The organism is Pseudodesulfovibrio pelocollis, assembly GCF_030282845.1.
Classification (GTDB): domain Bacteria; phylum Desulfobacterota; class Desulfovibrionia; order Desulfovibrionales; family Desulfovibrionaceae; genus Pseudodesulfovibrio; species Pseudodesulfovibrio pelocollis.
In genome coordinates this window covers 27802-49439 of record NZ_JASTWE010000029.1, presented here as the reverse complement: position 1 = coordinate 49439, position 21638 = coordinate 27802, and the positions used below count along the sequence as shown (strand labels likewise).

The following is a 21638-nucleotide window of genomic DNA, read 5'->3' as shown; positions in this document are numbered from 1 at the left end:
GTCTGTCGCTTGTGGAGCTGTTTCGGGCGTCCCTGATTTTCTCACCACTGGAGCTGTGTTAAGTGGGGTTGGAATAATGGGCACGAATGCAGTTGACTATTTTAACAGCAAATTAAGGTGGTTGTCATTTAAGCAGGGTAAAATAATTGAAAAATAGAATGTGGTTCTAAGAGATGTTTTCGGTTTTATGTTCTGGCTGGAATTATGTTATACTAAATTCCGTTTATGCAATGTTTCAATCCTCTTGAGTAATTTGAAAGAAAGAAAAAATTCGACCCAGCCAGACAAATCGTCTGACTGGGTCGCTTTTCTTTCTTGAACTGTTCGATCTAGCGGCGGCCACGGCCTCCACGGTCGCCACCGCGGTCATCGCGGCGCGGTCCGCGTCCGCGATCGTCGCGGCGTCCGCCGTCCCGGTCGCCGCTGCGCGGGGCAGGGCGCTTGAACTCTTCGAGGTCAACCTCCTGCCCGGCCTGCTCCATGAGGTATGCCTTGCGGGAGAGGCGGATGCGTCCGCCGGGTTCAAGGGCGATGCACTTGACCCAGACCTCCTGGCCGAGCTGGACCACGTCCTCCACGCGTTCCACGCGCTCGATGTCGAGCTGGGAGACGTGGAGCATGCCTTCCTGTCCGGGCAGGATTTCGACCAGGGCACCCACTTCGAGCACCTTGCGCACGGTGCCGTGGTAGTTCTTGCCCGGCTCGGGCTTCTGGTCGTAGTAGAGGACCATTTCCCTGGCCTTTTCCATGGAGGCGAGGGTGGGGGCGAAGATGGAGATCTTGCCGGAGTCCTCGATGTCGATGTCGGCCTCGGTTTCGGCGGTGATCGCCTTGATGTTCTTGCCGCCGGGACCGATGACCGAGCGGATCTTCTCCGGGTCGATGTAGACCACGGCCATCTGCGGGGCCAGGTCCGAGAGTTCGGCGCGGGGCTCGGCCAGCACCTCGGCCATGTGGTCGAGGATGTGCAGGCGCGCGTCCCTGGCCTGGCTGAGGGCCTTTTTCAGGACGTCGGACGGAATGCCCGATATCTTGATGTCCATCTGGATGGAGGTGATGCCGTCACGGGTGCCGGCCACCTTGAAGTCCATGTCGCCCAGGGCGTCCTCGTCACCGAGGATGTCGGTGAGAACGAAGAACTGGTCGCCCTCCTTGCACAGGCCCATGGCAATGCCCGCCACCGGGGCGGAGATGGGCACGCCCGCGTCCATCAGCGACAGGGTCGCGCCGCAGACCGAGGCCATGGACGAGGAGCCGTTGGACTCCATGATCTCGGACACCACGCGGATGGTGAAGGGGAATTCGTCCTGGTTGGGCAGCACAGGCGCAATGGCGCGCTCGGCCAGGGCGCCGTGGCCCACCTCGCGGCGGCTGGTGCCGCGCAGCATGCGGGCCTCGCCCACGCAATAGGGCGGGAAGTTGTAGTGGAGCATGAACCGCTTGGTGGCGTCGCCCAGCAGGGAGTCGTAGCGCTGCTCGTCACGGGTGGAACCCAGGGTGGCCACGGCCAGGGCGCTGGTCTCGCCGCGGCGGAACAGGCTGGAGCCGTGGGTCATGGGCAGCACGCCGGTCTCGATGGAGAGCGGGCGCACCGTGGTGGTATCTCGGCCATCGATGCGCAGCCCTTCCTTGACGATGCGCTCGCGCACGATCTTCTTGGTCAGGTCGCCCACCACACCGCCAACGGCCTTGAGCTTGGCCTCGTCGTCGGGGAACTTCTCGGCCACGGCCTCCTTGGCCTTCTGCTTGGCGGCGTCCTTGGCCGCGTAACGGGTCATCTTTTCGGACGTGGTCACGGCGGCGCGCAGGTCGTCGGTGATGATTTCACCCAGGAAGGCGATAAGCTCTTCGTCCTGTTTGGGCGGGGTGACTTCCATCTTGGGCACGCCTACCTTGGCGCGCAGCTCGTCCTGAATGTCAAAAAGCGGCTGCACCTGCTCATGGCCCCAGGCCAGGGCGTCTGCCACCAGCTCTTCACTGACGAAGTCGCCACCGCCCTCGACCATGACCATGGCGTCGCGCGTGGCGGCGAAGATCAGGTTGAGGCTGGAAAGGCTCTCCATGCCCTTGTAGGACGGGTAGAGAACAAACTCATTGTTCACATAGCCGACGCGCGCGCCCACGATTGGGCCGAGGAAGGGCATCTTGGAGATGTGGGTGGCGGCCGAGGCGCCGGTCAGGGCCAGCACATCGGGGTTGACGTCCTTGTCGGCCGAAAGGACCGTGGCGATGATCTGCACTTCGTCGCCAAAGCCCTTGGCGAACAGGGGGCGGATGGGCCGGTCGATGAGCCGGGAGATGAGCGTTTCGCGCTCGGACGGGCGGCCTTCGCGGCGGAAATAGTTGCCCGGCACGCGCCCGGCGGCGTAGGCCATTTCCTGATAGTTGCAGGTCAGGGGGAAGAAGCCACGGTCAACCTCGATGGGCTGGGTGGTGGACGTGACCAGGATGACGGTGCCGCCGGACCGGATGGTCACGGCGCCGCTGGCCTGCCGGGCGTATTTGCCCGATTCGATGGTGATGTCGATTCCGCCGACCGTGGTGGTCAGGCTTGTGCTGTCAAAAGGTTTCAGCATGGGTAATCCTACCTTTAATGAGGTAATGGGTGGATCACTTCCTGCGATAGACCCTCTCTGGGGTTAGCCGGCTTGGGGAGGAGCTTTTGGAGAGTTTGGACCAGAAATTCGTGTCCAAAAACGCCTTCCGCAGCCAACTAAACATCGCGTGAGGGCATTGGCGGAGCGAAAAGTCGGCTCCGCCGCAGAAAGTGACAAACAACCGGGGGAGGCTGGCGCCTCCCCCGACATCAGTGCTTCAAAGAACTACTTGCGCAGGCCGAGGCGACCGATCAGGTCGCGGTAGCGCTGGACGTCCTTGTTCTGAAGGTATTTCAGAAGCTTCCTGCGCTGGCCGACCATCTTGAGCAGGCCGTTGCGGGAGTGGAAATCCTTCTTGTGGGTCTTGAAGTGGTCGGTCAGGTACTGGATGCGGGCGGTCAGCAGCGCCACCTGGACCTCGGGGGAGCCGGTGTCGCCCTCGCAGGTCTTGTACTCTTCAACGATCTTCTGCTTGTCTTCGGCAGTCATGACCACAGCGGTATCCTCCTAGTTGGGTGTTTCATATCAATAGCCTTCCGTGCGTCGTCGGGCGGGTCAGTCCTCGCCCCACAGACCTCTGAGAATGGCCCACTTGGGCTTGCCATCCTGGATTTTCGCCTCCACCAGGGCCAGCGGCTCGCCGTCGTCATCGAGCAGAAACGCCCGATCGCCGATGGTTCCGCAAAGCTCCCGCGCCGGGTCGTCCGCGACCGGGAGCCATGCCCCGTTCCTGACAAGGCCGGCCAGCGGCCGGGTCAGGGTGAAGCGGGGCCAGTGGGGCAGGGTGTCCCGAAGGGGGATCACCCTATCCGGAAACGAGTCCGGATTCTCCAGAACGTCCGAGAGGTCGTGAGCCGCATCAAGCCCGAAGGGCTCGCTGCGCTCGCGGGTCAGGCTGGTCAGCACCGCGCCGCACCCCATTCGCATCCCCAAGCTGTGGACCAGGGATCGTATGTACGTGCCTGCGGAACAGCTGACCCTGAACACCGCCTCCGGCATTCGCACGTCCAGCACTTCCACATGGGAAACAACAATGGGCTTTGTCTTGACCGGTGTGGCCAGACCCTCGCGGGCCATGGCGTACAGCGGCGTGCCCTCGTGTTTGGCAGCCGAATAGGCAGGAACTTCCTGCTCTGTCAACTGATTCCAATGCAAAATTTCATTTTCGACATCTTTGGCGCTGGCCGTTACCGGGGACTGGGAGACAATTTCTCCTTGAATGTCATAGGTGTCGGTGGCAACGCCGAGCTTGAGCGTCCCGCGATAGGTCTTGACCGCGCCGCTCAAGTACGTTGCCAGTTTGGTACCATGGCCGAGCAGGACCAGCAAGACCCCCTCGGCCAGGGGGTCCAGGGTTCCGGCGTGGCCGATCTTGAACTGCTTGAGCCGGAACTTGATGTCGTTGAGGCAGGCGGCCGAGGTGGGGCCGGACGGCTTGTTGAGCACCAGCAGGCCGTCGAGCTGCTCGGGGCCGCGTTTTCTTCTGCGGCGACCCATCAGGCAAGCTCCAGGGATTTGGTGATGGCGTCCACCATCTGGCGGCGGGCCTCGTCGAGCGGGGCGGCGATGATGCCGCCAGAGGCGTTGCGATGGCCGCCGCCGCCAAAGAGGGCGGCGATGGCCTGGACATTGTCGTCGCCGTAGGAGCGCAGGCTGAACTTGTAGGCACCCGGCTTCTCCTCGCGCAGGATCACGGCCACGCGCACGCTCTTGAGGCGGCGGATGGTGTTGATCAGGTTCTCGGTGTCCTGCGAGTCGGTGCCGGTGCGCCGGAACATGTCGCGGGTGATGACGCCGACGGCCACCCGCTTGTCGGCAAAGAGACCGACGCTGCCCATGACTTCGGTCCACAGGCGCAGCCTCGCCTCGGTCCATTGCTTGTTGATGAGCATGTTCATGCGGGCCAGATCGAGCCCGCCGCGCAGCATCTCGGCCGCCAGTTCCAGCGACTCGGGCGTGGTGGAGCCGTAGGTGAAGAAGCCGGTGTCCGTGGACACGGCCAGGTAGACGCCCTCGGCCAGTCCGCCGTCAAGGGCGAGTCCCAGGTCCTTGGCCAGCAGGGCGATCATGGACCCCACGGCGGGCTGGTCCACGGCCACCCAGTTTTCGTCGCCGTAGTCGCCGTTGCCCAGATGGTGGTCGATATTGATGATCCGGGTCTCGCCTATGCGGTCCAGAAGCTCCGGCCCCATGCGCTCGGCCGCGCCGCAGTCGAGGATGATGGTCCAGGCGGGCATGGTCGCGGGCAGGGCGGTCTCAAGGGGCGCGGGCATGGTGACGAAGTCGTAGCTGGTGGGCAGGCCCGAGGGATTGTAGAGCCGGAAACGCTTGCCAAGGCGGGCCAGGATGTGGCCCATGGCGCAGGTGGAGCCGATGGCGTCGCCGTCAGGGTTGACGTGGGCGGCCACCAGGAAGTCGTCGCCGCCTCGGATGATCTCGCTAACGCGACGCATCGGGTTTTGCATAGACCACGTCCTCAAGGAATTCGTCGAAGGTGAAGCGCAGCTCCGGGGTGAACTGGAGCTTGAGCCGCTTGCCCACGTTGGAGCGCAGGAATCCGGTGGCCTTCTCAAGCCCGGCCTGGACCTCGCGGCGGTGCTCGGCGTCGCCGGAGACGGTGTAGAATATTTCGGCGATGCGCAGGTTTGCGTTCATGCGCACCCCGGAGAGAGTAACCAGGTTGAGTCTCGGGTCCTGGGCTTCTTCCACCAGCAGGATGGCGACCTCGCGCATGATCTGGTCGCCCATGCGCACGGCCCGGCGGGAACTGGATGCCTTCATGGATGTGTCCTCATTCGCTGTCGCTGAATATTTCCGTGTCGCACCGGGTCAGCTCGACCGGGGCGATGGCTTCCACCATGGCCAGCGCCTTGCTCAGGCGGCTTTCGACCTTGTCCGTGCGGTTTGCCGCCGTGACCACCCCGAGCACCAGCCTGTCGTGCGCGTCCATGGCCTCCACCTCGGCCACGGCCACGTTGAAGGTGTTGCGCAGCTTCTGCTTCAGGCTCTGGGCCACGCGGCGCTTCTCCTTGAGGGAGCGATTGCCGTGGAGCCGGAATTCGAGGGTCAGGACGCCGATGATCATGTCTGGTCCGAAAAAGGCGGCGGGCGGCCCCATGGGTGATGGGCCGCCCGCCGTGAATGCCGTGTCTCTAGTCTATGGTACGGGCGACTTCCTTGGTCTCGAAGGCCTCGATGACGTCGCCGGTCTTGATGTCGTTGAACTTATCAAGGCCCATGCCGCACTCGAAGCCCTTGGTGACTTCCTTGACGTCGTCCTTGATCCGGCGCAGCGATGAGACCGATCCGGTGTAGATGACCACGCCGCCGCGCAACAGGCGGACCTTGCAGTTGCGGGTGATCTTGCCATCGGCCACGAAGCAGCCTGCCACGGTGCCGACCTTTGGCACGCTGAAGGTGTCGCGCACCTCGGCCTGACCGAGGTAGACCTCTTCGATGTCCGGGGCGAGCATGCCGCTCATGGCGTCCTTCACCTCGTTCACCAGCTTGTAGATGATGTCGTAGAAGCGGACTTCCACGCCTTCATGCTCGGCGATCTCCTTGACCTTGAGGTTGGGCCGCACGTTGAAGCCGATGGTGATGGCGTCCGAGGCGCTGGCCAGCAGGATGTCGGATTCGGTGATGGCACCCGCGCCGCCGTGGACGACGTTGATCTTGACCTCGTCGGTGGAGAGCTTGTTCAGCGCCTCGGTGACGGCTTCAAGGGAACCCTGCACATCGGCCTTGAGCACCAGGTTGAGGGTCTGGGCCTCGTCGTTGGGCCGGCTGGCCAGGAAGGATTCCAGGGTGACCTTGGTCTTGGAGGAGAGCACCTTTTCCCGCTGCTTCATGGCGCGGGTCTGGGCGATGCGGCGCGCCACCTTCTCGTCATCGACCACGAAGAGTTCGTCGCCTGCCTCGGGCAGTCCGTCAAAGCCCTGTATTTCCACCGGCATGGCAGGACCGGCGCTCTTGATCTTGCGGCCCTGGTCGTCGAACATGGCCCGGACCTTGCCGAAGTGGATGCCCGAGACGAAGCTGTCGCCCTGGTTGATGGTGCCTTCGATGATGAGCATGGTGCCCACCGGGCCGCGTCCCTTGTCGAGTTTGGCCTCCACGATGTGGCCGCGTGCGTGCTTGTCGGGATTGGCCCGAAGCTCCAGCACTTCCGCCTGGAGCAGGATCATTTCGAGCAGTTCGTCCAGCCCGGTCTTCATCTTGGCCGAGACGTGGGCGAAGATGGTCTCGCCGCCCCATTCCTCGGGGATGAGGCCCAGGTCGGCCAGTTCGCGCTTGACGTTGTCGGGGTTGGCCCCTTCCTTGTCCATCTTGTTGACCGCAACCACTATGGGCACGCCAGCGGCCTTGGAGTGGCTGATGGCTTCGCGGGTCTGGTCCATGACGCCGTCGTCTGCCGCCACCACGAGGATGACGATATCCGTCACCTGGGCACCGCGCATGCGCATGGTGGTGAACGCCTCGTGGCCCGGGGTGTCCAGGAACACGATCTCGCCGCGATTGGTGTTGACGTGGTACGCGCCGATGTGCTGCGTGATGCCGCCAGCCTCGCCGTCGGTGACGTTGGTGAGCCGGATGGCGTCGAGCAGCGAGGTCTTGCCGTGATCGACGTGACCCATGATGGTGACCACGGGTGGGCGCGGCTTGAGGTCCTCGGCCTTGTCCACCTCGGTGGGCGTGAGGAATTCCTGTTCGTCAAAGGAGACGTTGTCCACTTCGTAGCCGAACTCGGCTGCCAGCAGCGAGGCGGTGTCGAGGTCAAGGGCCTGGTTGATGGTGGCCATGACGCCCATGCCGAAGAGGGTCTTGATCAGGTCCTGGGCCTTGACGCCCATCTGGTGGGCCATGTCGGCCAGGCGGATCGCCTCGTCGAAGCGGACCTTGCGCTTGGCGGCCTTCATGGGCTGGATGTTCGGGTCCGGGACCATGGGTCTTTGGCCCTTGCGTCCCTTGCGCCCCTTGCGTCCCTGGGGGAAGCCGTCGTTGAACGGCCCGCCGCGATCAGACTTGGCTCCGGCCGCGAATTCGACCACGCGCCGGTCCTTCTTGCCCTTTTTCTTCTTGCTGCGACCATCGGGCATGGACGGGTCAACCGGGGCTGCGTCGTCGCGTCCGCCGGGCGCGGCAAAGCCGCCGGGGCGCGGGCCGGTGGGCCTTGCGCCAGCGGGGCGGGGGCCGCTCGGACCACCCGGGCCACCTGGTCCACCTGGTCCGGCCGGGCGGGCCGGGCGGACCGGGCGCGGGGCGCTCTCGGCGGCCAGTCTGGCCACCTCGCGCGCCCTGACCTCGACGGGATCGGGCATGGAAATGATCTTGACCTTGGGAGCCTCCGGCTCCTTCTTGCGCTTTTTCTTTTTCTTGGGAAGTTCGCCAGCCTCGTCGGCTTCGGCGGCGGTATCGGCTTTCGGGCCTGCGGCTGTCGGAGCCTCGCCGGCATCGGGGGTACCGTCTGCCCGGGCGGGAGCGTACTCGTCGCCGGTCGGGCCGGTTTCCACGGTTTCGGTCCTGGCGACGGGCGCGGTGTTTTCAGGCGCGGGTTCGGGGGCGGCCTCTTCTGCCACGGGGGTCGCTTCGGGAACAGTCTCGGGCTCCGGCTTTGCCTGCACGGCCGGTTTGATGATCCTGACCTGGGGCTCGGACTTTTCGCGCTTCCTGGCCGGTTCGCGAGGGGTTTTGGCGGCGGGTTCCGGCTCGGCGGCAGTGATTTCCGCCTGTCCAGGCGTCACGGTCTCCACCGCCTCGTCGGTCCCGGTGTCCGGGGCCACGGCCGAGTCGGCCTCGTCGGCCGGTGCATCGGGCCCGGCAGCCGGGGCCTTGGTGCGCCTGCGCCTGACGATGACGCCGGTATCGGTCACGCGACGCACTTCCTGTCGCGCGATGGCGCCTTTTTTCAGTTCCGCCTTGAGGCGGTCCACATCCTCGGTGTCAAGGGCGGTCATCTGGCTTTTTGCCTGGATGCCGATCTCGCGGAGGTGTTGTATTATCTCCTTGGTGCTGAGTCCAAGCTCAGCGGCCAAGTCTTCTACCCGAACCTGTGCCGTCATCTACTTTCCCCCTTGCGTTTCTTCATCAGGCCCTTGAACACTTTTGGGAATAATTCCCTGCACCGGGCCTGGACGCATACGTAAAACCCACGCCCCGGCTTGATCTGCTCCGGGTCGGAAACCGGATCGTTCGTTTCCGGTTTCTCCATGTCGGCCGGGCGGACGTGCCGCGTCAGCTCCCCCTTGGGGAACCGCTGGCGGCAGACGATGCACATGCGGACGGGTTGGTGTCCTGTGTTCATCATGTCCGCGTATCCTTGCTGACCGGCCCTTATTTCGTCTCCTCGCCTTGTGCGGGAGTGTCGTTCATTTCGTCTTCATTGTCGGCCTTGGTCTCGCCGTCGCTTCCGATATCGGTCGCTTCCCCTTCAGTCGCTTCGGCGTCGGCCTCGGCCACTGCGGCGGCGATCTCGGGCGCAAGCATGTTGATGGCCAGACGGATATCGGCGATCTTGCGTTCGGTCAGGCCGTTTACGGCGAGCAGTTCCTCGTCGCTGGCGCGAACGATGGATTCCAGGGACTCAAATCCCGCGTTGAAGAAGCTCTCCATGGAGATCTCGGCCACGCTGGCGATCTGATCCATGCCCTTGCGTGAGGCGTTGAGTTCGCCGTAGCGGGATTCCGTGAAGATGTCTATCTTCCAGCCGAGCAGTTTGGCGGCCAGTTTGACGTTCTGGCCCTTGCGCCCGATGGCCAGGGTGAGCTGGTCGTCGGGGCAGACCACCTCGAGCGCCTCTTCCTCGTCGTCCACGGTGATCCGGGTGATGACGGCCGGGGAGAGGGCGTGCTGGGCGTACATGGCGATGTCCGGGCTCCAGACCACGATGTCGATGCGTTCACCCTTCATCTCCTGCACCACGTTCTGGATGCGCGAGCCCCGGATGCCGACGCAGGCGCCCACCGGGTCCACATCGCGCTCGCGGGACATGACGGCCACCTTGGCGCGCAGGCCCGGATCGCGGGCCACGCCCATGATCTTGACCGTGCCGTCGGCCACCTCGGGCACCTCGCGCTTGAACAGCTCGACCATGTAGTCGGGATGGGAGCGCGACACGATGACCTGCGGCCCGCGGGATTCCTTGAGCACGTCGATGATGTACGCCTGGACGCGGTCGCCGCGCTTGTAGCGCTCGCGCGGGATCTGCTCGTCCTTGGGCAGCAGGGCCTCGGTGCGGCCGAGGTTGATGATCCAGCCGGTGCGGTCGCGCCGCTGGACGATGCCGCTGGCGATCTCGCCCATGCGGTCCTTGTATTCCTCGTAGATGATCTCCTGCTCCGCGTCGCGCATGCGCTGGATGATCACCTGCTTGGCCGACTGGGCTGCGATGCGGCCCAGATCCTCGATCTTGACGGGGAAGCCCATCTCGTCGTCGAGCTGGGCGTTGGGGTCGTGCTCCCGGGCGTTTTCGAGGGAAATCTCGCTGATGGGGTCGTGGACTTCGGACACCACCACCTTGAACTCGAAGACCTCGATCTCGCCGCTGTCCTCGTTGAAGGCGACCTCGATGTCCATGGTCTCGCCGTGCTTGCGCGCCACGGCGGAGCGCACGGCCTCTTCAAGGGTGTCGATGAGCAGGTCTCGGTCAATGCCCCTGTCCTTGCTAATCTGGTCGATGGCTCTTTTCAGCTCCGACATGATCAAACCTCCGCTTCATCCGGGGTCAGTCGCCGTCCCGGTATATATTGCTGATATGCTCTAAAATTCAGGGACAAGCCTGACTTCCTTCAGGTCGATCCAGGCCAGGGTCGTTTCCTGTCCGTTTTCGCTCACGGTGAATTCGCCGTCGCCCACCCGGACGAGGGTGCCTGTCACCTTGCGTCTGCCGTCGCGGGCCTCGTGGAGCAGGGCGGTGACCGGGCTGCCCACGTAGTCGGCCATCTGCGCGGTGTCGAAGAACCTCCGGTCAAGACCGGGCGAGGAAACTTCGAGAATGAACGCCCCGGGGATGATGTCTTCCACCTCAAGCAGCAGGCTCACCTGTCGGCTGACCTGGGCGCACTGGTCGATGGTCACGCCGTCGGGTCCGTCGATGTATATCCTTATTATACGCCGTTGGCCCTTGCTTGGCGAGGAGAGTCCCCACAGGCGGCAACCGAGGGCTTCCACCTCCGGGCGGATGAGTTCCGCGAGTGTTTCCTCGAATGTCGGACGCATGGTTTCTCCCGATACCAATAAAAAAGGCGAGCCCGAGCTCACCCTGTTGTGCGAACCCCGCAGGGTCCTCGACGGACCCTGCGAAAGGCGTTGGAGCGGGTGACGGGGGTCGAACCCGCGACACCAAGCTTGGGAAGCTTGTACTCTACCAGCTGAGCTACACCCGCTCGGAAACGAGCCTATTTATACACAACCCACACCAATGTCAACAGCCGCAACCCGGTGAAAAAAAACGGCCGTCAGCCCGATTTGCGTTGGCATGCATAGTGCAAATCATCGGGCAGACAGGAGGTCCGCACCATGCGAGACAGCAGCTTGAGCGCGTTGTTCGGCGCTTTGTCCAATGAAATGAGGATGTCATCCATTGCCAATAATTTGGCGAACGTGAACACCACGGCCTTCAAAAAAGACCACATGGCGTTCCATGACGTCTTCACGCGCTTTGCCCACGACTACGTGGTGACCACCAAGTCGTTCCTGCGCGACAAGGACATGTTTCCCGACCCCAAGATCATGGCCAAGGCCCGGCTCTCTGAGCAGACCGTGGACTTCTCCCAGGGGGGCATGCACCAGACGGGCAACCAGCTCGACTTCGCCCTGGCGGGCGAGGGTTTCTTCCGGGCCCAGGTGGGGGGCGACGTGCTCTACACCCGGGCGGGCAATTTTCTGGTGGACAACACGGGAACCCTTGTCACCCAGGACGGCCATCCGGTCATGGTGGAGGGCGGGCCGCTGGTGGTGCCGCCCGGAGCCACGCTGAGCGTGGAATATGGCGGCATGATCTCCATCAACGGTGAACCGGCCGGGGCCTTTGACCTGGTCACCTTCGAGAATATCGGTGCCCTCGAACGGGTGGGCAGCAATTTTTACCGCGCTGCGCCCGGTGCGGAGGAGATCCCGCCCGAGGATCTGGCCGTGCAGCAGGGGTTCCTCGAAAAGGGAAACGTCGAGGTGGTCACCGAGATGGTCCAGATGATCGAGACCCAGCGCGCCTTTGAAATGTATTCCAAGGTGCTTCAGAACACCGACAGTCTCGACAAGAACATGATCGTCAAGATCGGCAAGCTCTTATGATAACCAGGAGGCAATAGCCAATGATGCGCTCACTTTGGACTGCCGCGACCGGCATGGTCGCCATGCAGACACACATCGACACCCTTTCGAACAACCTGGCCAACGTGAACACCACGGGCTTCAAGAAGAGCCGCGCCGAGTTCGAGGATCTGATGTACCAGACTCTCCAGATCGCGGGCACAGAGACCCAGAACGGCGGTCGGCTGCCCGTGGGCATGCAGATCGGCATGGGCGTGCGGCCGGTGACGGTACACAAGTTCTTCACCCAGGGCGACTTCAAGAACACGGGCAACCCGCTTGATATCGCCATCGAGGGCGAGGGCTTCTTCCTCGTGGATATGAACGGCGAGGATGTCTACACCCGCGATGGCTCCTTCAAGCTCGACAACGAGGGCCGGATGGTCACCGCAGGGGGGCACGCGCTTCAGCCCGAGTTCACCGTGCCGCCCGAGACCGTCAGCGTGGTCATCACCGAGACCGGGCATATCGCCGCCCTGGACCGCGAGGGAGCAGCCCTGGCCGAGGCGGACCTCGACATCTACCGCTTCCAGAACCCGGCTGGCCTGACCGCCATCGGGCGCAACTTCTACCGCGAGAGCGAGGCGTCCGGCGCGGCCGTGGCAGGCACGCCCGGCGACGACAACTTCGGCACCCTGGCCCAGGCCTTTCTGGAAGGGTCCAACGTGGAGATGGTGGACGAGATGGTCGGCCTCATCGTGGGCCAGCGCGCCTACGAGATCAACTCCAAGGCCATCACCACCTCGGACGGCATGCTCCAGACGGCCATCAATATCAAGCGCTAGCGGCATTGTCCGCAGCGAGGAAGGGACGACACATGGCAGGCACGACACGGAAACGGAACAGCCGCTTCGGACAAATGGTCCGCGCTTTGGTGTTGGCGGTCGCTCTGGTCGCGGTTTCGGCCACCATGCCCGGCGCGGGCACAGGCCCGGTCGTCGGCGACAACTGGAAGCTCCTGGTCCGCAGCGTGGCCTGCGTGCGCGGGCCGGACGTGCTTCTGGGCGAGATCGCGGACCCGGTGGGCTCCATCGACCAGCGCACCTGGGAGGCAGTGAGGAATATGAAGCTGTGGAAGGCCTCGGACCGGCTCGGTCGGCCCGTGACCATCGACCGCGACAAGCTGCTCGGCGTGCTGCGCTATTATATGGGCGACATGGTGCGCAACCTCGTGCTGCCCAGCCAACTCACGGTCCAGACCGGGGGAACCGTGGTCTCGGGCGAGGAGTTGGAGGCGGCTGTTGTCGCGTTTTTGACGCTGCGCGCCAGGGACCTGAGCGACGACTTCGAGTTCCGGAATCTGCGGCTGCCCCTGCATTATTTTTTCCCGAACGATTACGACACGCTGTCGGTGGAGCTTGACGGCGACCTGAGGCCCGGCAGCAACCAGGTCAGGCTTCGGGGCGTGTCGCCCGATGGGCGGACCGTGTCCACCAAGGCGGGCTCCGTGTTCGTGGACGTCTGGAAGGCCGTGCCCGTGGCCGCCAAGCCCCTCAACCGCTTCGAGCGCCTGAGCCGGGAGAACATCACCTTCATGCGCATGAACCTGGCCTACAACCAGGAAGTGTGGGACGGCAAGGGCGGTCCTTGGCGCATGACCCGGCCCCTGGGCCGCAACCAGCCGTTTTCCATGGCTCATCTGGAGCGGGTGCCTCCCATTGAGAAGGGCGATGTGGTCACCCTGGTCTACCAGGGCAAGCGGGTCCAGCTGACCATGAAGGCCGAGGCCCTGGCCGACGCGGACATGGGACAGCAGGTGTCGGTGCGAAACATGCAAAGCAACAAGGTGATCGTGGCGACCGTGGTGGACGGCGAAACGGTCGTGGTCAGGTAGCCAAGGAGAATGTCATGAGACGTGTATTTCTGATCGCTGTGGCGGCCGTGATGCTGGCCTCCCTCGCCCTGATGGCCGGGTGCGCCTCCAAGTATCAGGAGATGCCCATGCCGGTGCTGACGGAGCCGGTCTACGAGGAGCAGGACCCGGCCTTGAATCCCGGTTCCCTGTTCGACGCCAACCGGTCGGAATTCCTTTACGACGACAACCGGGCCAGCAGGGTGGGCGACATTGTCCTGGTCAAGGTGGCCGAGGCCTCCAACTCGCGCATCAAGTCCGAGACCAAGGCCAAGAAGGACAATTCCAACAACATTTCGGTCACGGCCATGCCCAGCACCGGGCTCATCGGCAACATGCCCCTGGCCGGCACCCTGGGTGCCAAGGCGGGCATGGAACTGGACACCTCCACCGTGACCGACCTCAAGTCCAACGGCGAGACCAAGCAGGAGTCCGAGTTTGAGGCCGTGGTGGCCACACGCATCGTGCGCAGGCTGCCGGGCAACCTGCTCCAGGTGGAGGGCGCGCGGCGCATCCGCGTCAACAACGAGACCCAGTTCCTGGTGGTGCGCGGGCTCATCCGCCAGCGCGACATCACCTCCAACAACACCATTCCCTCCACCAGCCTTGCCGAGGCGCAGATCGAGATATTCGGGCAGGGCGTCCTGGCCGACAAGCAGCGTCCGGGTTGGCTGTCGCGGATTCTGGACAACATTTATCCCTTCTAGGCGGGCACGATGCACACCCAAGGCACGAGGACGGGAATCATGACGATGCACATTCGGTTTGCGCGGGCGCTGCGCGTCCCGCTGGCGTCCCTGGTCGGCGCGCTGGTCCTGGCCGCATCACTGGCCGTCGCCCCGGGCGACGCCTCGGCGGCCCGGCTCAAGGACATTGCCAGCTTCAGCGGCGTGCGCAACAACGACCTGGTTGGCTATGGCCTGGTGGTCGGCCTCTCCGGCACCGGCGACGGCACCTCGTCCACCTTTACCCTTCAGTCCATGTCCAACATGCTGGAGAAGATGGGCGTTGAGGCCAGCCCAGACAAGCTCAAGCCCAAGAACGTGGCCGCGGTCATGGTCACGGCCAAGATGCCCGTGTCGTCCAAGCCGGGCTCCATGCTCGACGTCACGGTCTCGTCTCTGGGCGACGCCAAGAGCCTGCTGGGCGGCGTCCTCCTGCTAACGCCCCTCAAGGGACTCGACGGCCGTGTCTATGCCGTGGCCCAGGGGGCTCTGACCATCGGTGGTTTCGCCATCGAGGGCGAGGCGGCCACGGCCCAGAAGAACATCGCCACCGTGGGCCGCATTCCGAGCGGGGCGTCTGTGGAGCGCGGCGTGCCCTTCCGGTTCAACAACCAGGACACCATGACCCTCAACCTCATGGTGCAAGATTTCGGCACCACCATGCAGGTGGTCAACAAGATCAACGCCACCATGGGCGGAAACTATGCCTCGGCCCGGGACATCTCCACCGTGGATCTCAACCTGCCCGAAAGGTATCTGGGCAACATGGTCCCCCTGATGGCCTCCCTTGAGAATCTCGACATCGCGCCCGACGGCAGGGCCAGGGTGGTGGTGGACGAAAAGACCGGCACCGTGGTCCTTGGTCACGAGGTACGCCTCAGCCGGGTGGCCGTGGCCCACGGCAACCTGCAGATCGTCATCGCCGAAACCCAGAACGTGAGCCAGCCCGGCCCCTTCTCCGACGGCGAGACCGTGATCACCCCGCAGACCGATCTGGCCATCGAGGAGCAGAACAACCCGCTCATGCTCATGGAGGGTGCCACCCTTCATGAATTGGTGGACGGCCTCAACTCCATCGGGGCCACCCCCCGCGACCTGATATCCATCATTCGCGCACTCAAGGCCGCGGGCTCGCTGCACGCGGAAGTGGAGGTGATCTAGCATGCTCGGTTCAGGAATAGACCCGCAGCTCCTCGCCAAACAGGCCGACACCAGCGACCTCGTCCGCTTCAAGCAGGAGATGGACGGGCTCAAGGAGCGCATGGCCGGGGACGCGGGCGACAAGTCCAAGCAGCTGCGTCAGGCCTGCCAGAACTTCGAGGCCGTGTTCATCAGCAAGCTCTGGCAGGAGATGCGCAACACGGTACCCAAGGACGGGTATACCAAGAGCAAGCAGGAAGACATGTACTTGTCCATGTTCGACAAGGACTTCGCCGAGACCATGGCCCAGGCCGGCGGCATCGGGCTGGCGGACCTGATCTACGATCAGCTCAGCGAAAAGCTCAAGGAAACCAGCCGCGACGCGCTGCCGGGCGCGGTGTCGATCCGGCCGCTCACGGCCCAGCCCATCTCACTCTCCGGTCAAGAGCCCATCGCCCTGAACCGCAACCAGGGCAAGACCTTGGAGGACTGGGGCGGATCGGGTACGGGCGGCGAGGCCGTTTCGACCGGGCAGGGCGGCGGGGGAGCCATGCCCCACGCGCCCATGAGCGATGTGGACGTCAAGGCGCGGCTTGAGGCCCTGACCCGTCGGCTGGACGCCGAGCGCATCCGCGAGGGACTGGTCGCCGGATCGCGGGAGCGGGCCAGAACCTACGGCCGCGAAACCGGCGAGGACGAAACCGTCAAGGTTGGCCGGAGTATTGCAAGAAACGGCTGAGCGAAAGTGTTCGCGCGTCGGAGAATTCTAACATTTCTTTAATCTTCTTAGCAGTATGCAGAGGCAGGTGACGGGCATGATTCGTCTCATAGAGGAAAATTTGGTCCGCCAGAACAAAGCCATGATGCTCCTCCTCGTCCTGTTGGAGGAAGAATTTTCCAGGCTCAACCAGGGCAAGCCCCAGGGGGTTTCCCAGATAGAGCTTTCCATCCAGGAGCTGATGCGTCAGGTGGCTGCCGAGCGCCGGTCGTTGCGGGCCATGATCGGCTCCCTGGTGCCGGGCGCGCAGCGCGTGCGCGAGCTGTTTGCGACTCTGGATGGCGAGTGCCGGGAATCCTTCGAGAAGATGCTTGAAATGCTGGACGATACCGAGCAGAAATGCGCTGTCCAGGCTGCCAAGAACAATGAGATGGCCATGGCTCTCTTCGAGCAGAGCAGCAAGCTGCTGACCTTCATGCACAATCAGATCAAGCCCAAGAATTCGGGAGCCTATGCCCCCTCGGGGCGTCTGGCCCGGGCTCCCAGCTCGGCCCGGTTGCTGACCGGGAGGCTCTAGATGTCCTTTGGCGCCAACTCCATCCTCGACATGGGGCGCTGGGCCTTGTTCGCGTCCCAGGTCCAGCTCCAGGTCACCGGCCAGAACATCTCCAACGTCAACACGGTGGGGTACTCGCGCCAGTCCGTGACCCTTCAGGAAGGGCCATACATCGACTATTCCCCGGGGCAGCTCGGGACCGGCGTCAAGGCCAAGGAAGTGGTGCGCCACTTCGACGAGATGGTCGAGTCCATGTACCTCGGTCAATCGACCATGCGCGACAAGTGGGGGACGCTGTGGGAGCAGCTCAAGGGTGTCGAGAACCTGCTCAACGAGTCGAGCGGTACCGGGGTGAGCAACACCCTGTCGCAGTTCTTCAACTCCTGGAACGAGGTCAGCCAGCGGCCGGACAACTATGGCGCGCGCCAGTCTGTCATCAATGACGCGGCCACCCTCATCTCGACCCTGCGTCAGGTGGACACCGATCTTTCGCTGATGCAGCAGCGCATCAACACCACGGTCACCGCCCAGGTCAAGCAGGCCAACACCCTGATGGTGGAAATCTCGGAACTCAACAAGGAGATCCAGGTCCACCACATCGAGGGTTCCAATAACGCCAATTCCCTGTTCGACGAGCGGGCGCGCAAGGTCCGCGAACTGGCCGGACTGATGGACATCACTACCATCGACAACGGCGGCGGCAAGTTCACGGTCCTGACCAAGGCCGGACACACCCTGGTGGACGGGGCCAGCCACTTCAGCCTGGAATTCCTCGCCCCGCAGAAGAATTCGGACCTGCGGCTCAATTCCACCTTTGCGGGCGACATCTATTTCGACGGCAACGACGACTTCGAGTACACCATCGAGTTCGTGAACGGCGGGCCAGCCACATCGGACGGCTCGGCCGCGCAGTTCCGCGTCTCCCTGGACGGCGGCGTCACCTGGGTTTCCGACGATAGCGGCAAGGAGCGCCACTTTTACGCCCGGGAGTACGAATCGCGGGTCAATGTCGAGGGGCTTCAGATCTGGTTCGGCTCGGCCAACAGCGCGCAGGGCGATCCCACTGGCCAGTTCGTGGCTGGCGACCGCTTCACCATCAGTCCGCACCAGGGGCTCTATTGGGTCGAAAACACGTCGAGCAAGATGGAGATCACGCCCCAGATTCATTTCAACGGAGAGGAGAACACCACGCGGCTCACCGGCGGCAGCCTGGCCGCGCTGCTCTCCTTTCGCGACAACTATGTCGGCAAGTATCGCGAGAAGCTGGAAAACCTGACAGAAACCCTGATCTGGGAGACCAACCGCAGACACAGCCAGGGAGCGGGGCTCCAGGCCTTCAGCGTGGTGGATGGAACCTACGGCGTGACCTCGACCACCAAGGCCCTCGGCTCGGACTCCACGGGGCTCGTCTTTGGCGACAAGCTTCAGGCGGGCAGCGCCTTCATCTATGTCTACAACGAGAGCACCGGGCTGCTCGCCTCGTCCGCGTCACTGGACTTCGGCGGCGGCGCGACCTTCGACCCAAAAATCCATTCGCTCACCGACGTGATGAACGCCGTCAACACCAGTTTTGCCGGGTCCATCAACGCCAGCATCGTCAACAACAAGCTGCGGCTCGAAGCCGAGGAAGGGTGTACCTTCGCCTTTGGCAACGACAGCGCCGGGCTCATGGCCGCCCTGGGCATCAACACCTTCTTCAAGGGGTCGTCGCCCATGGACTTTCAGGTGAACGAGAAGATCTCCGGCGACCTCGACTATCTGGCCACCGGCCATGTCAACGGTGCGGGCGAGATGAACGTGGGCGACAACACCACGGCCCTGGCCATGTACGCCCTGCGCGAGGTCCAGGTGGCCATCTCCTCGGTGGTCGAGGGCACCACCAATACGACCCTGCTCAGCTACTACAACGGGCTTGTGGGCAATGTGGGCTCTGACACCAACCGGGCCAAGTTCAACCAGAACTTCTACAACACCCTGGCCACGGACCTCAACGAGCGCCAGCAGCAGGTGTCTGGCGTGAACCTCGACGAGGAAATGAGCAACCTGATCCGCTATCAGGCCTCATACACCGCGGCGGCCAGGCTCATCACCACCGCCGACCAGATGCTTCAGACGATCCTGTCGCTGAAGTCGTAGGAACAAGGGGACGGTCATGCGCGTATCGCAGCAAATGCTCTTCAGCAGGTATATCCATAACCTCAATACCTCGCTGACCACGCTGATGGACCTGAACACCAAGGCCCAGACGCAGAAGAAGATCAACAAGCCAAGTGATGATCCCACGGGCATGACGCGGATTCTCGACCACCGCGATACCCTGCGCTCGCTGGATCAGTATGCGGAGAACATCTCCACGGCCAAGGGGTGGCTCGGTGGGGCCGACGAGGCGCTCAGGCAGGTCTCGACCCTGATCACCCGCGCCAAGGAGCTGGCCACCCAGGCCGCCACAGGCACCGTGGACGGCAACAACCGCGAGCAGATCAGCTACGAGCTGCGCAGCATCTTCGAGCAGATGGTCGGGCTGGCCAACAGCAGCTTTGAGGGCAAGAGCCTTTTTGCGGGCCAGAAGGTGGATGGCAACGCCTTTGAGCAGATCATGTGGCTGACCACCAACGACGAGAATTTCGGGCGCACCGATTTCACCATCCAGGGGTCGTCGGACACCACCGTGCTGGTCCAGTTCATCGACACCACGGGCGCGACCCCGGCGGGCGACACCATGGACCTTTCCGACCCCAACCTCGGGGTGCGCTACAGCATCGACGGCGGCCGCACCTGGCTGACCAACGGTGCCTTGACCTTCAATGCCGGGCAGGCCAACCTCAGCCTGCCGGCCAGTGGCACCAATGTGGTCTTTCATTCCGACGCCACGGTCAAGGTCAACGACCCCGACGATCCGTCCGTGGCCGACGGCACCTGGTTGTGGGTGCGCCCCTCGGTCAGATATGTGGGCGACGACAAGGATGCCCCGCCCATGGTGGACAAGCTCGGCATCGGCAGCGCCACGGTGTCCGCCACCGCCTCGGGCTCGTTCCTGAGCACCAACGTCACCGTGCGCATCGACAACACCTCGGCCGTGGCCATGAACGAGGCCATCCGCTATTCCTACAGCATGGACGGCGGCATCAGCTGGGTCACGGGCAACGTGGCCCAGGCCGACACCACCAGCAACGCCTCGGTCCTGAGCATCGCCAACGGCGGCATCCTCACCCTCGCCTCCAACGGCGGCAACACCCTGCAGCCGGGCCAGCAGTTCGTCATCCGTCCGAGGTCCGCGGACATCAAGCTCGACATCTCGTCCAGCGAGCGGGTGCGCGTCAACGACGTGGGCAAGGACATCTTCGGCGGCATTTACATGGACCCGGACGCGGTGCTGGCCGCAGGCGGTGCCATCGTCACCCTGAGCAGCGAGAACGCGAACCGGGTATTTCATTCCAATGGAGCCCCCAGAATGGCCCTGACCGTCCAGGGCGACGATGAGTTTTCCAAGAACCTCTTCGAGGTCATGGGCAACCTGGTGGCCTTCACCGAGACCAACAACCAGACCGGCGTGCAGCAGATGCTGGAGAACCTGAACAACGCCCAGGCCCAGATCCTGAACAAGATCGCCGACGTGGGCGGCCGTCAGAATCGGCTCCTCGTCAGCGAGAACATTCTGGGTGGGCTCAAGTTCAACGAGGAGGCGCTGCTCAGTTCCATCGAGGATGCCGACGTCAGCGAACTGATGACCGATCTGGTCCAGCAGCAGATCGTCTACGAGGCCGTGCTGCGTTCCACCTCCATGATCATGCAGCTCAACCTGAGCAAGTTCATCTAGGACCCCGGAATGCCTGTGCGATTTCTTCTGTGCGCTGGACTTCCCGGGCAAGGTGATGTAGTCGCCAGGGAGAACCCGCGAGCATGCGGACTCAAGCCGTAGGATGACTCATTTGGTGGCATTATGCTGATACTGACCCGGAGACCGGGAGAGAGCCTGTACCTGGGCGATACGATCAAGCTGAAAATCCTGAGCGTTCAGGGGAAGCAGATAAAGATCGGCCTTCAGGTGCCCGAGGACATGACTGTCTATCGGGAAGAGGTGTATCTGAAGATCAAGGAACAGAACAAGCAGGCGCTGGAAACAAGCCAGCAGGACCTGCTCGCGGCGGCTGCGCTATGGGAAAAGAAAGAACCAAGAAAATAATGACCAGGCTGGGCGAGCGGGAAGTGAGCCTGGACGGCATCGTCTATTTCCCCCGCGGTCTCATTGGTCTTGAGGACAAGCGCGAGTTCGCGCTCCTGAGCGTGCGCGAGGGGGATTCGCCGTTCCTGCTCCTGCAATGCGTGACCGATCCCGGGCTGGGCCTGCTCGTGGCCGATCCCTATTCCTTTCTCGAAAACTACGACGTCAAGCTCGAAAACCTGGATCGCAAGACCCTCAAGCTCACCAGCATCAAGCAGTTGGCCGTCCTGGTCACGGTGACCATCCCCCAGAGCAGGCCCGAGGAGACCACCCTCAACCTTCAGGGTCCCATCGTCATCAACACCGAGGCGAGGATCGGTGTGCAGGTGCCGCAGACCGAGAGCGGGTATCCCACGCACTACAATCCCATCCGGGGCTGATCCCCTTTTCGCCACACGGGGTGGCCGGGCGGTCCGGCAGTTATCCCCCGAATTTTGGCAAAAAAGAACCCCTGCGGTTTCGGGCGACAGCCCGCGCAGGGGTTCTTTTTTGGCCGATCGCGCAGGCGCGACGGTTCGT

General features: G+C 63.3%; 21 protein-coding genes and 1 tRNA gene. 11 read left to right on the top strand and 11 right to left on the bottom strand.

The window, feature by feature from the left end; translation table 11 throughout:
* Positions 1 to 329: 329 nt before the first annotated feature.
* From pnp to QQS14_RS11040, 11 genes are all read right to left on the bottom strand, one after another.
* On the bottom strand, positions 330 to 2576 hold the full coding sequence (gene pnp, locus QQS14_RS11090) for a polyribonucleotide nucleotidyltransferase (RefSeq protein WP_285907063.1): 2247 nt from the start codon (positions 2574 to 2576) through the stop codon (positions 330 to 332).
* 246 nt (positions 2577 to 2822) lie between these two features.
* A complete protein-coding gene (gene rpsO, locus QQS14_RS11085) occupies positions 2823 to 3092 on the bottom strand; it encodes a 30S ribosomal protein S15 (protein WP_285907062.1) in 270 nt (89 codons plus the stop codon).
* 60 nt (positions 3093 to 3152) lie between these two features.
* Positions 3153 to 4094, bottom strand: a complete 942-nt coding sequence (gene truB / locus QQS14_RS11080; protein ID WP_285907061.1) for a tRNA pseudouridine(55) synthase TruB — start codon at positions 4092 to 4094, stop codon at positions 3153 to 3155.
* The gene (locus QQS14_RS11075) at positions 4094 to 5050 is read right to left on the bottom strand and encodes a DHH family phosphoesterase (protein WP_285907060.1); all 957 of its coding nucleotides are present in this window, start codon (positions 5048 to 5050) and stop codon (positions 4094 to 4096) included. The genes truB and QQS14_RS11075 overlap by 1 nt, the downstream gene beginning before the upstream one ends.
* On the bottom strand, positions 5037 to 5378 hold the full coding sequence (gene rbfA, locus QQS14_RS11070) for a 30S ribosome-binding factor RbfA (RefSeq protein ID WP_285907059.1): 342 nt from the start codon (positions 5376 to 5378) through the stop codon (positions 5037 to 5039). The genes QQS14_RS11075 and rbfA overlap by 14 nt, the downstream gene beginning before the upstream one ends.
* 10 nt (positions 5379 to 5388) lie before the next feature.
* On the bottom strand, positions 5389 to 5682 hold the full coding sequence (locus QQS14_RS11065; protein ID WP_285907058.1) for a DUF503 domain-containing protein: 294 nt from the start codon (positions 5680 to 5682) through the stop codon (positions 5389 to 5391).
* A gap of 67 nt (positions 5683 to 5749) precedes the next feature.
* Complete coding sequence (gene infB, locus QQS14_RS11060; protein WP_285907057.1) at positions 5750 to 8659, bottom strand: translation initiation factor IF-2; 2910 nt, start codon at positions 8657 to 8659, stop codon at positions 5750 to 5752.
* Complete coding sequence (locus QQS14_RS11055) at positions 8656 to 8874, bottom strand: DUF448 domain-containing protein (protein ID WP_345782797.1); 219 nt, start codon at positions 8872 to 8874, stop codon at positions 8656 to 8658. Before QQS14_RS11055 ends, infB begins: the two co-directional genes overlap by 4 nt.
* A gap of 56 nt (positions 8875 to 8930) precedes the next feature.
* Complete coding sequence (gene nusA / locus QQS14_RS11050; protein ID WP_285907055.1) at positions 8931 to 10295, bottom strand: transcription termination factor NusA; 1365 nt, start codon at positions 10293 to 10295, stop codon at positions 8931 to 8933.
* Positions 10296 to 10355: 60 nt separating this feature from the next.
* Entirely contained in the window at positions 10356 to 10814 is a 459-nt protein-coding gene (locus tag QQS14_RS11045) for a ribosome maturation factor RimP (protein WP_285907054.1), read from the bottom strand.
* Positions 10815 to 10905: 91 nt separating this feature from the next.
* Positions 10906 to 10981 (bottom strand) — tRNA-Gly (locus QQS14_RS11040).
* A 133-nt stretch (positions 10982 to 11114) separates the two neighbouring features.
* Between QQS14_RS11040 and flgF the strand changes: the two genes are divergently transcribed.
* From flgF to fliW, 11 genes are all read left to right on the top strand, one after another.
* Complete coding sequence (gene flgF, locus QQS14_RS11035; RefSeq protein WP_285907053.1) at positions 11115 to 11888, top strand: flagellar basal-body rod protein FlgF; 774 nt, start codon at positions 11115 to 11117, stop codon at positions 11886 to 11888.
* A 20-nt stretch (positions 11889 to 11908) separates the two neighbouring features.
* The gene (gene flgG, locus QQS14_RS11030) at positions 11909 to 12691 is read left to right on the top strand and encodes a flagellar basal-body rod protein FlgG (protein ID WP_285907052.1); all 783 of its coding nucleotides are present in this window, start codon (positions 11909 to 11911) and stop codon (positions 12689 to 12691) included.
* 32 nt (positions 12692 to 12723) lie between these two features.
* Positions 12724 to 13740, top strand: coding sequence for a flagellar basal body P-ring formation chaperone FlgA (gene flgA / locus QQS14_RS11025; protein WP_285907051.1), 1017 nt, complete (start codon positions 12724 to 12726; stop codon positions 13738 to 13740).
* A gap of 14 nt (positions 13741 to 13754) precedes the next feature.
* Positions 13755 to 14465, top strand: a complete 711-nt coding sequence (locus QQS14_RS11020) for a flagellar basal body L-ring protein FlgH (RefSeq protein ID WP_285907050.1) — start codon at positions 13755 to 13757, stop codon at positions 14463 to 14465.
* Between the two features lie 39 nt (positions 14466 to 14504).
* Entirely contained in the window at positions 14505 to 15644 is a 1140-nt protein-coding gene (locus tag QQS14_RS11015) for a flagellar basal body P-ring protein FlgI (RefSeq protein WP_285907049.1), read from the top strand.
* Between the two features lies 1 nt (position 15645).
* Positions 15646 to 16362 (top strand): rod-binding protein, encoded by a 717-nt coding sequence (locus QQS14_RS11010; RefSeq protein WP_285907048.1) that lies wholly within the window; start codon positions 15646 to 15648, stop codon positions 16360 to 16362.
* 76 nt (positions 16363 to 16438) lie between these two features.
* Entirely contained in the window at positions 16439 to 16918 is a 480-nt protein-coding gene (flgN, locus tag QQS14_RS11005; RefSeq protein WP_285907047.1) for a flagellar export chaperone FlgN, read from the top strand.
* Positions 16919 to 19033: a flagellar hook-associated protein FlgK gene (flgK, locus tag QQS14_RS11000; protein WP_285907046.1), complete on the top strand. Its 2115-nt coding sequence runs from the start codon at positions 16919 to 16921 to the stop codon at positions 19031 to 19033. It abuts the gene before it with no gap.
* A gap of 16 nt (positions 19034 to 19049) precedes the next feature.
* The gene (gene flgL / locus QQS14_RS10995; RefSeq protein WP_285907045.1) at positions 19050 to 20714 is read left to right on the top strand and encodes a flagellar hook-associated protein FlgL; all 1665 of its coding nucleotides are present in this window, start codon (positions 19050 to 19052) and stop codon (positions 20712 to 20714) included.
* 123 nt (positions 20715 to 20837) lie between these two features.
* Positions 20838 to 21080: a carbon storage regulator CsrA gene (gene csrA, locus QQS14_RS10990; RefSeq protein ID WP_285907044.1), complete on the top strand. Its 243-nt coding sequence runs from the start codon at positions 20838 to 20840 to the stop codon at positions 21078 to 21080.
* Complete coding sequence (fliW, locus tag QQS14_RS10985; RefSeq protein ID WP_285907043.1) at positions 21053 to 21499, top strand: flagellar assembly protein FliW; 447 nt, start codon at positions 21053 to 21055, stop codon at positions 21497 to 21499. Before csrA ends, fliW begins: the two co-directional genes overlap by 28 nt.
* Positions 21500 to 21638: the final 139 nt, after the last annotated feature.

What these genes read in the sequence shown, in the direction of transcription:
- rbfA (WP_285907059.1), bottom strand. Translation starts at nt 5,378, where the DNA reads ATGAAGGCATCCAGTTCCCGCCGGGCCGTGCGCATGGGCGACCAGATC.
- flgN (WP_285907047.1), top strand. Translation starts at nt 16,439, where the DNA reads ATGATTCGTCTCATAGAGGAAAATTTGGTCCGCCAGAACAAAGCCATG.
- infB (WP_285907057.1), bottom strand. Translation starts at nt 8,659, where the DNA reads ATGACGGCACAGGTTCGGGTAGAAGACTTGGCCGCTGAGCTTGGACTC.
- QQS14_RS11075 (WP_285907060.1), bottom strand. Translation starts at nt 5,050, where the DNA reads ATGCGTCGCGTTAGCGAGATCATCCGAGGCGGCGACGACTTCCTGGTG.
- pnp (WP_285907063.1), bottom strand. Translation starts at nt 2,576, where the DNA reads ATGCTGAAACCTTTTGACAGCACAAGCCTGACCACCACGGTCGGCGGA.
- flgA (WP_285907051.1), top strand. Translation starts at nt 12,724, where the DNA reads ATGGCAGGCACGACACGGAAACGGAACAGCCGCTTCGGACAAATGGTC.
- flgF (WP_285907053.1), top strand. Translation starts at nt 11,115, where the DNA reads ATGCGAGACAGCAGCTTGAGCGCGTTGTTCGGCGCTTTGTCCAATGAA.
- flgK (WP_285907046.1), top strand. Translation starts at nt 16,919, where the DNA reads ATGTCCTTTGGCGCCAACTCCATCCTCGACATGGGGCGCTGGGCCTTG.
- flgG (WP_285907052.1), top strand. Translation starts at nt 11,909, where the DNA reads ATGATGCGCTCACTTTGGACTGCCGCGACCGGCATGGTCGCCATGCAG.
- QQS14_RS11020 (WP_285907050.1), top strand. Translation starts at nt 13,755, where the DNA reads ATGAGACGTGTATTTCTGATCGCTGTGGCGGCCGTGATGCTGGCCTCC.
- csrA (WP_285907044.1), top strand. Translation starts at nt 20,838, where the DNA reads ATGCTGATACTGACCCGGAGACCGGGAGAGAGCCTGTACCTGGGCGAT.
- QQS14_RS11055 (WP_345782797.1), bottom strand. Translation starts at nt 8,874, where the DNA reads ATGTGCATCGTCTGCCGCCAGCGGTTCCCCAAGGGGGAGCTGACGCGG.
- QQS14_RS11015 (WP_285907049.1), top strand. Translation starts at nt 14,505, where the DNA reads ATGACGATGCACATTCGGTTTGCGCGGGCGCTGCGCGTCCCGCTGGCG.
- nusA (WP_285907055.1), bottom strand. Translation starts at nt 10,295, where the DNA reads ATGTCGGAGCTGAAAAGAGCCATCGACCAGATTAGCAAGGACAGGGGC.
- QQS14_RS11065 (WP_285907058.1), bottom strand. Translation starts at nt 5,682, where the DNA reads ATGATCATCGGCGTCCTGACCCTCGAATTCCGGCTCCACGGCAATCGC.
- QQS14_RS11045 (WP_285907054.1), bottom strand. Translation starts at nt 10,814, where the DNA reads ATGCGTCCGACATTCGAGGAAACACTCGCGGAACTCATCCGCCCGGAG.
- QQS14_RS11010 (WP_285907048.1), top strand. Translation starts at nt 15,646, where the DNA reads ATGCTCGGTTCAGGAATAGACCCGCAGCTCCTCGCCAAACAGGCCGAC.
- truB (WP_285907061.1), bottom strand. Translation starts at nt 4,094, where the DNA reads ATGGGTCGCCGCAGAAGAAAACGCGGCCCCGAGCAGCTCGACGGCCTG.
- fliW (WP_285907043.1), top strand. Translation starts at nt 21,053, where the DNA reads ATGGGAAAAGAAAGAACCAAGAAAATAATGACCAGGCTGGGCGAGCGG.
- flgL (WP_285907045.1), top strand. Translation starts at nt 19,050, where the DNA reads ATGCGCGTATCGCAGCAAATGCTCTTCAGCAGGTATATCCATAACCTC.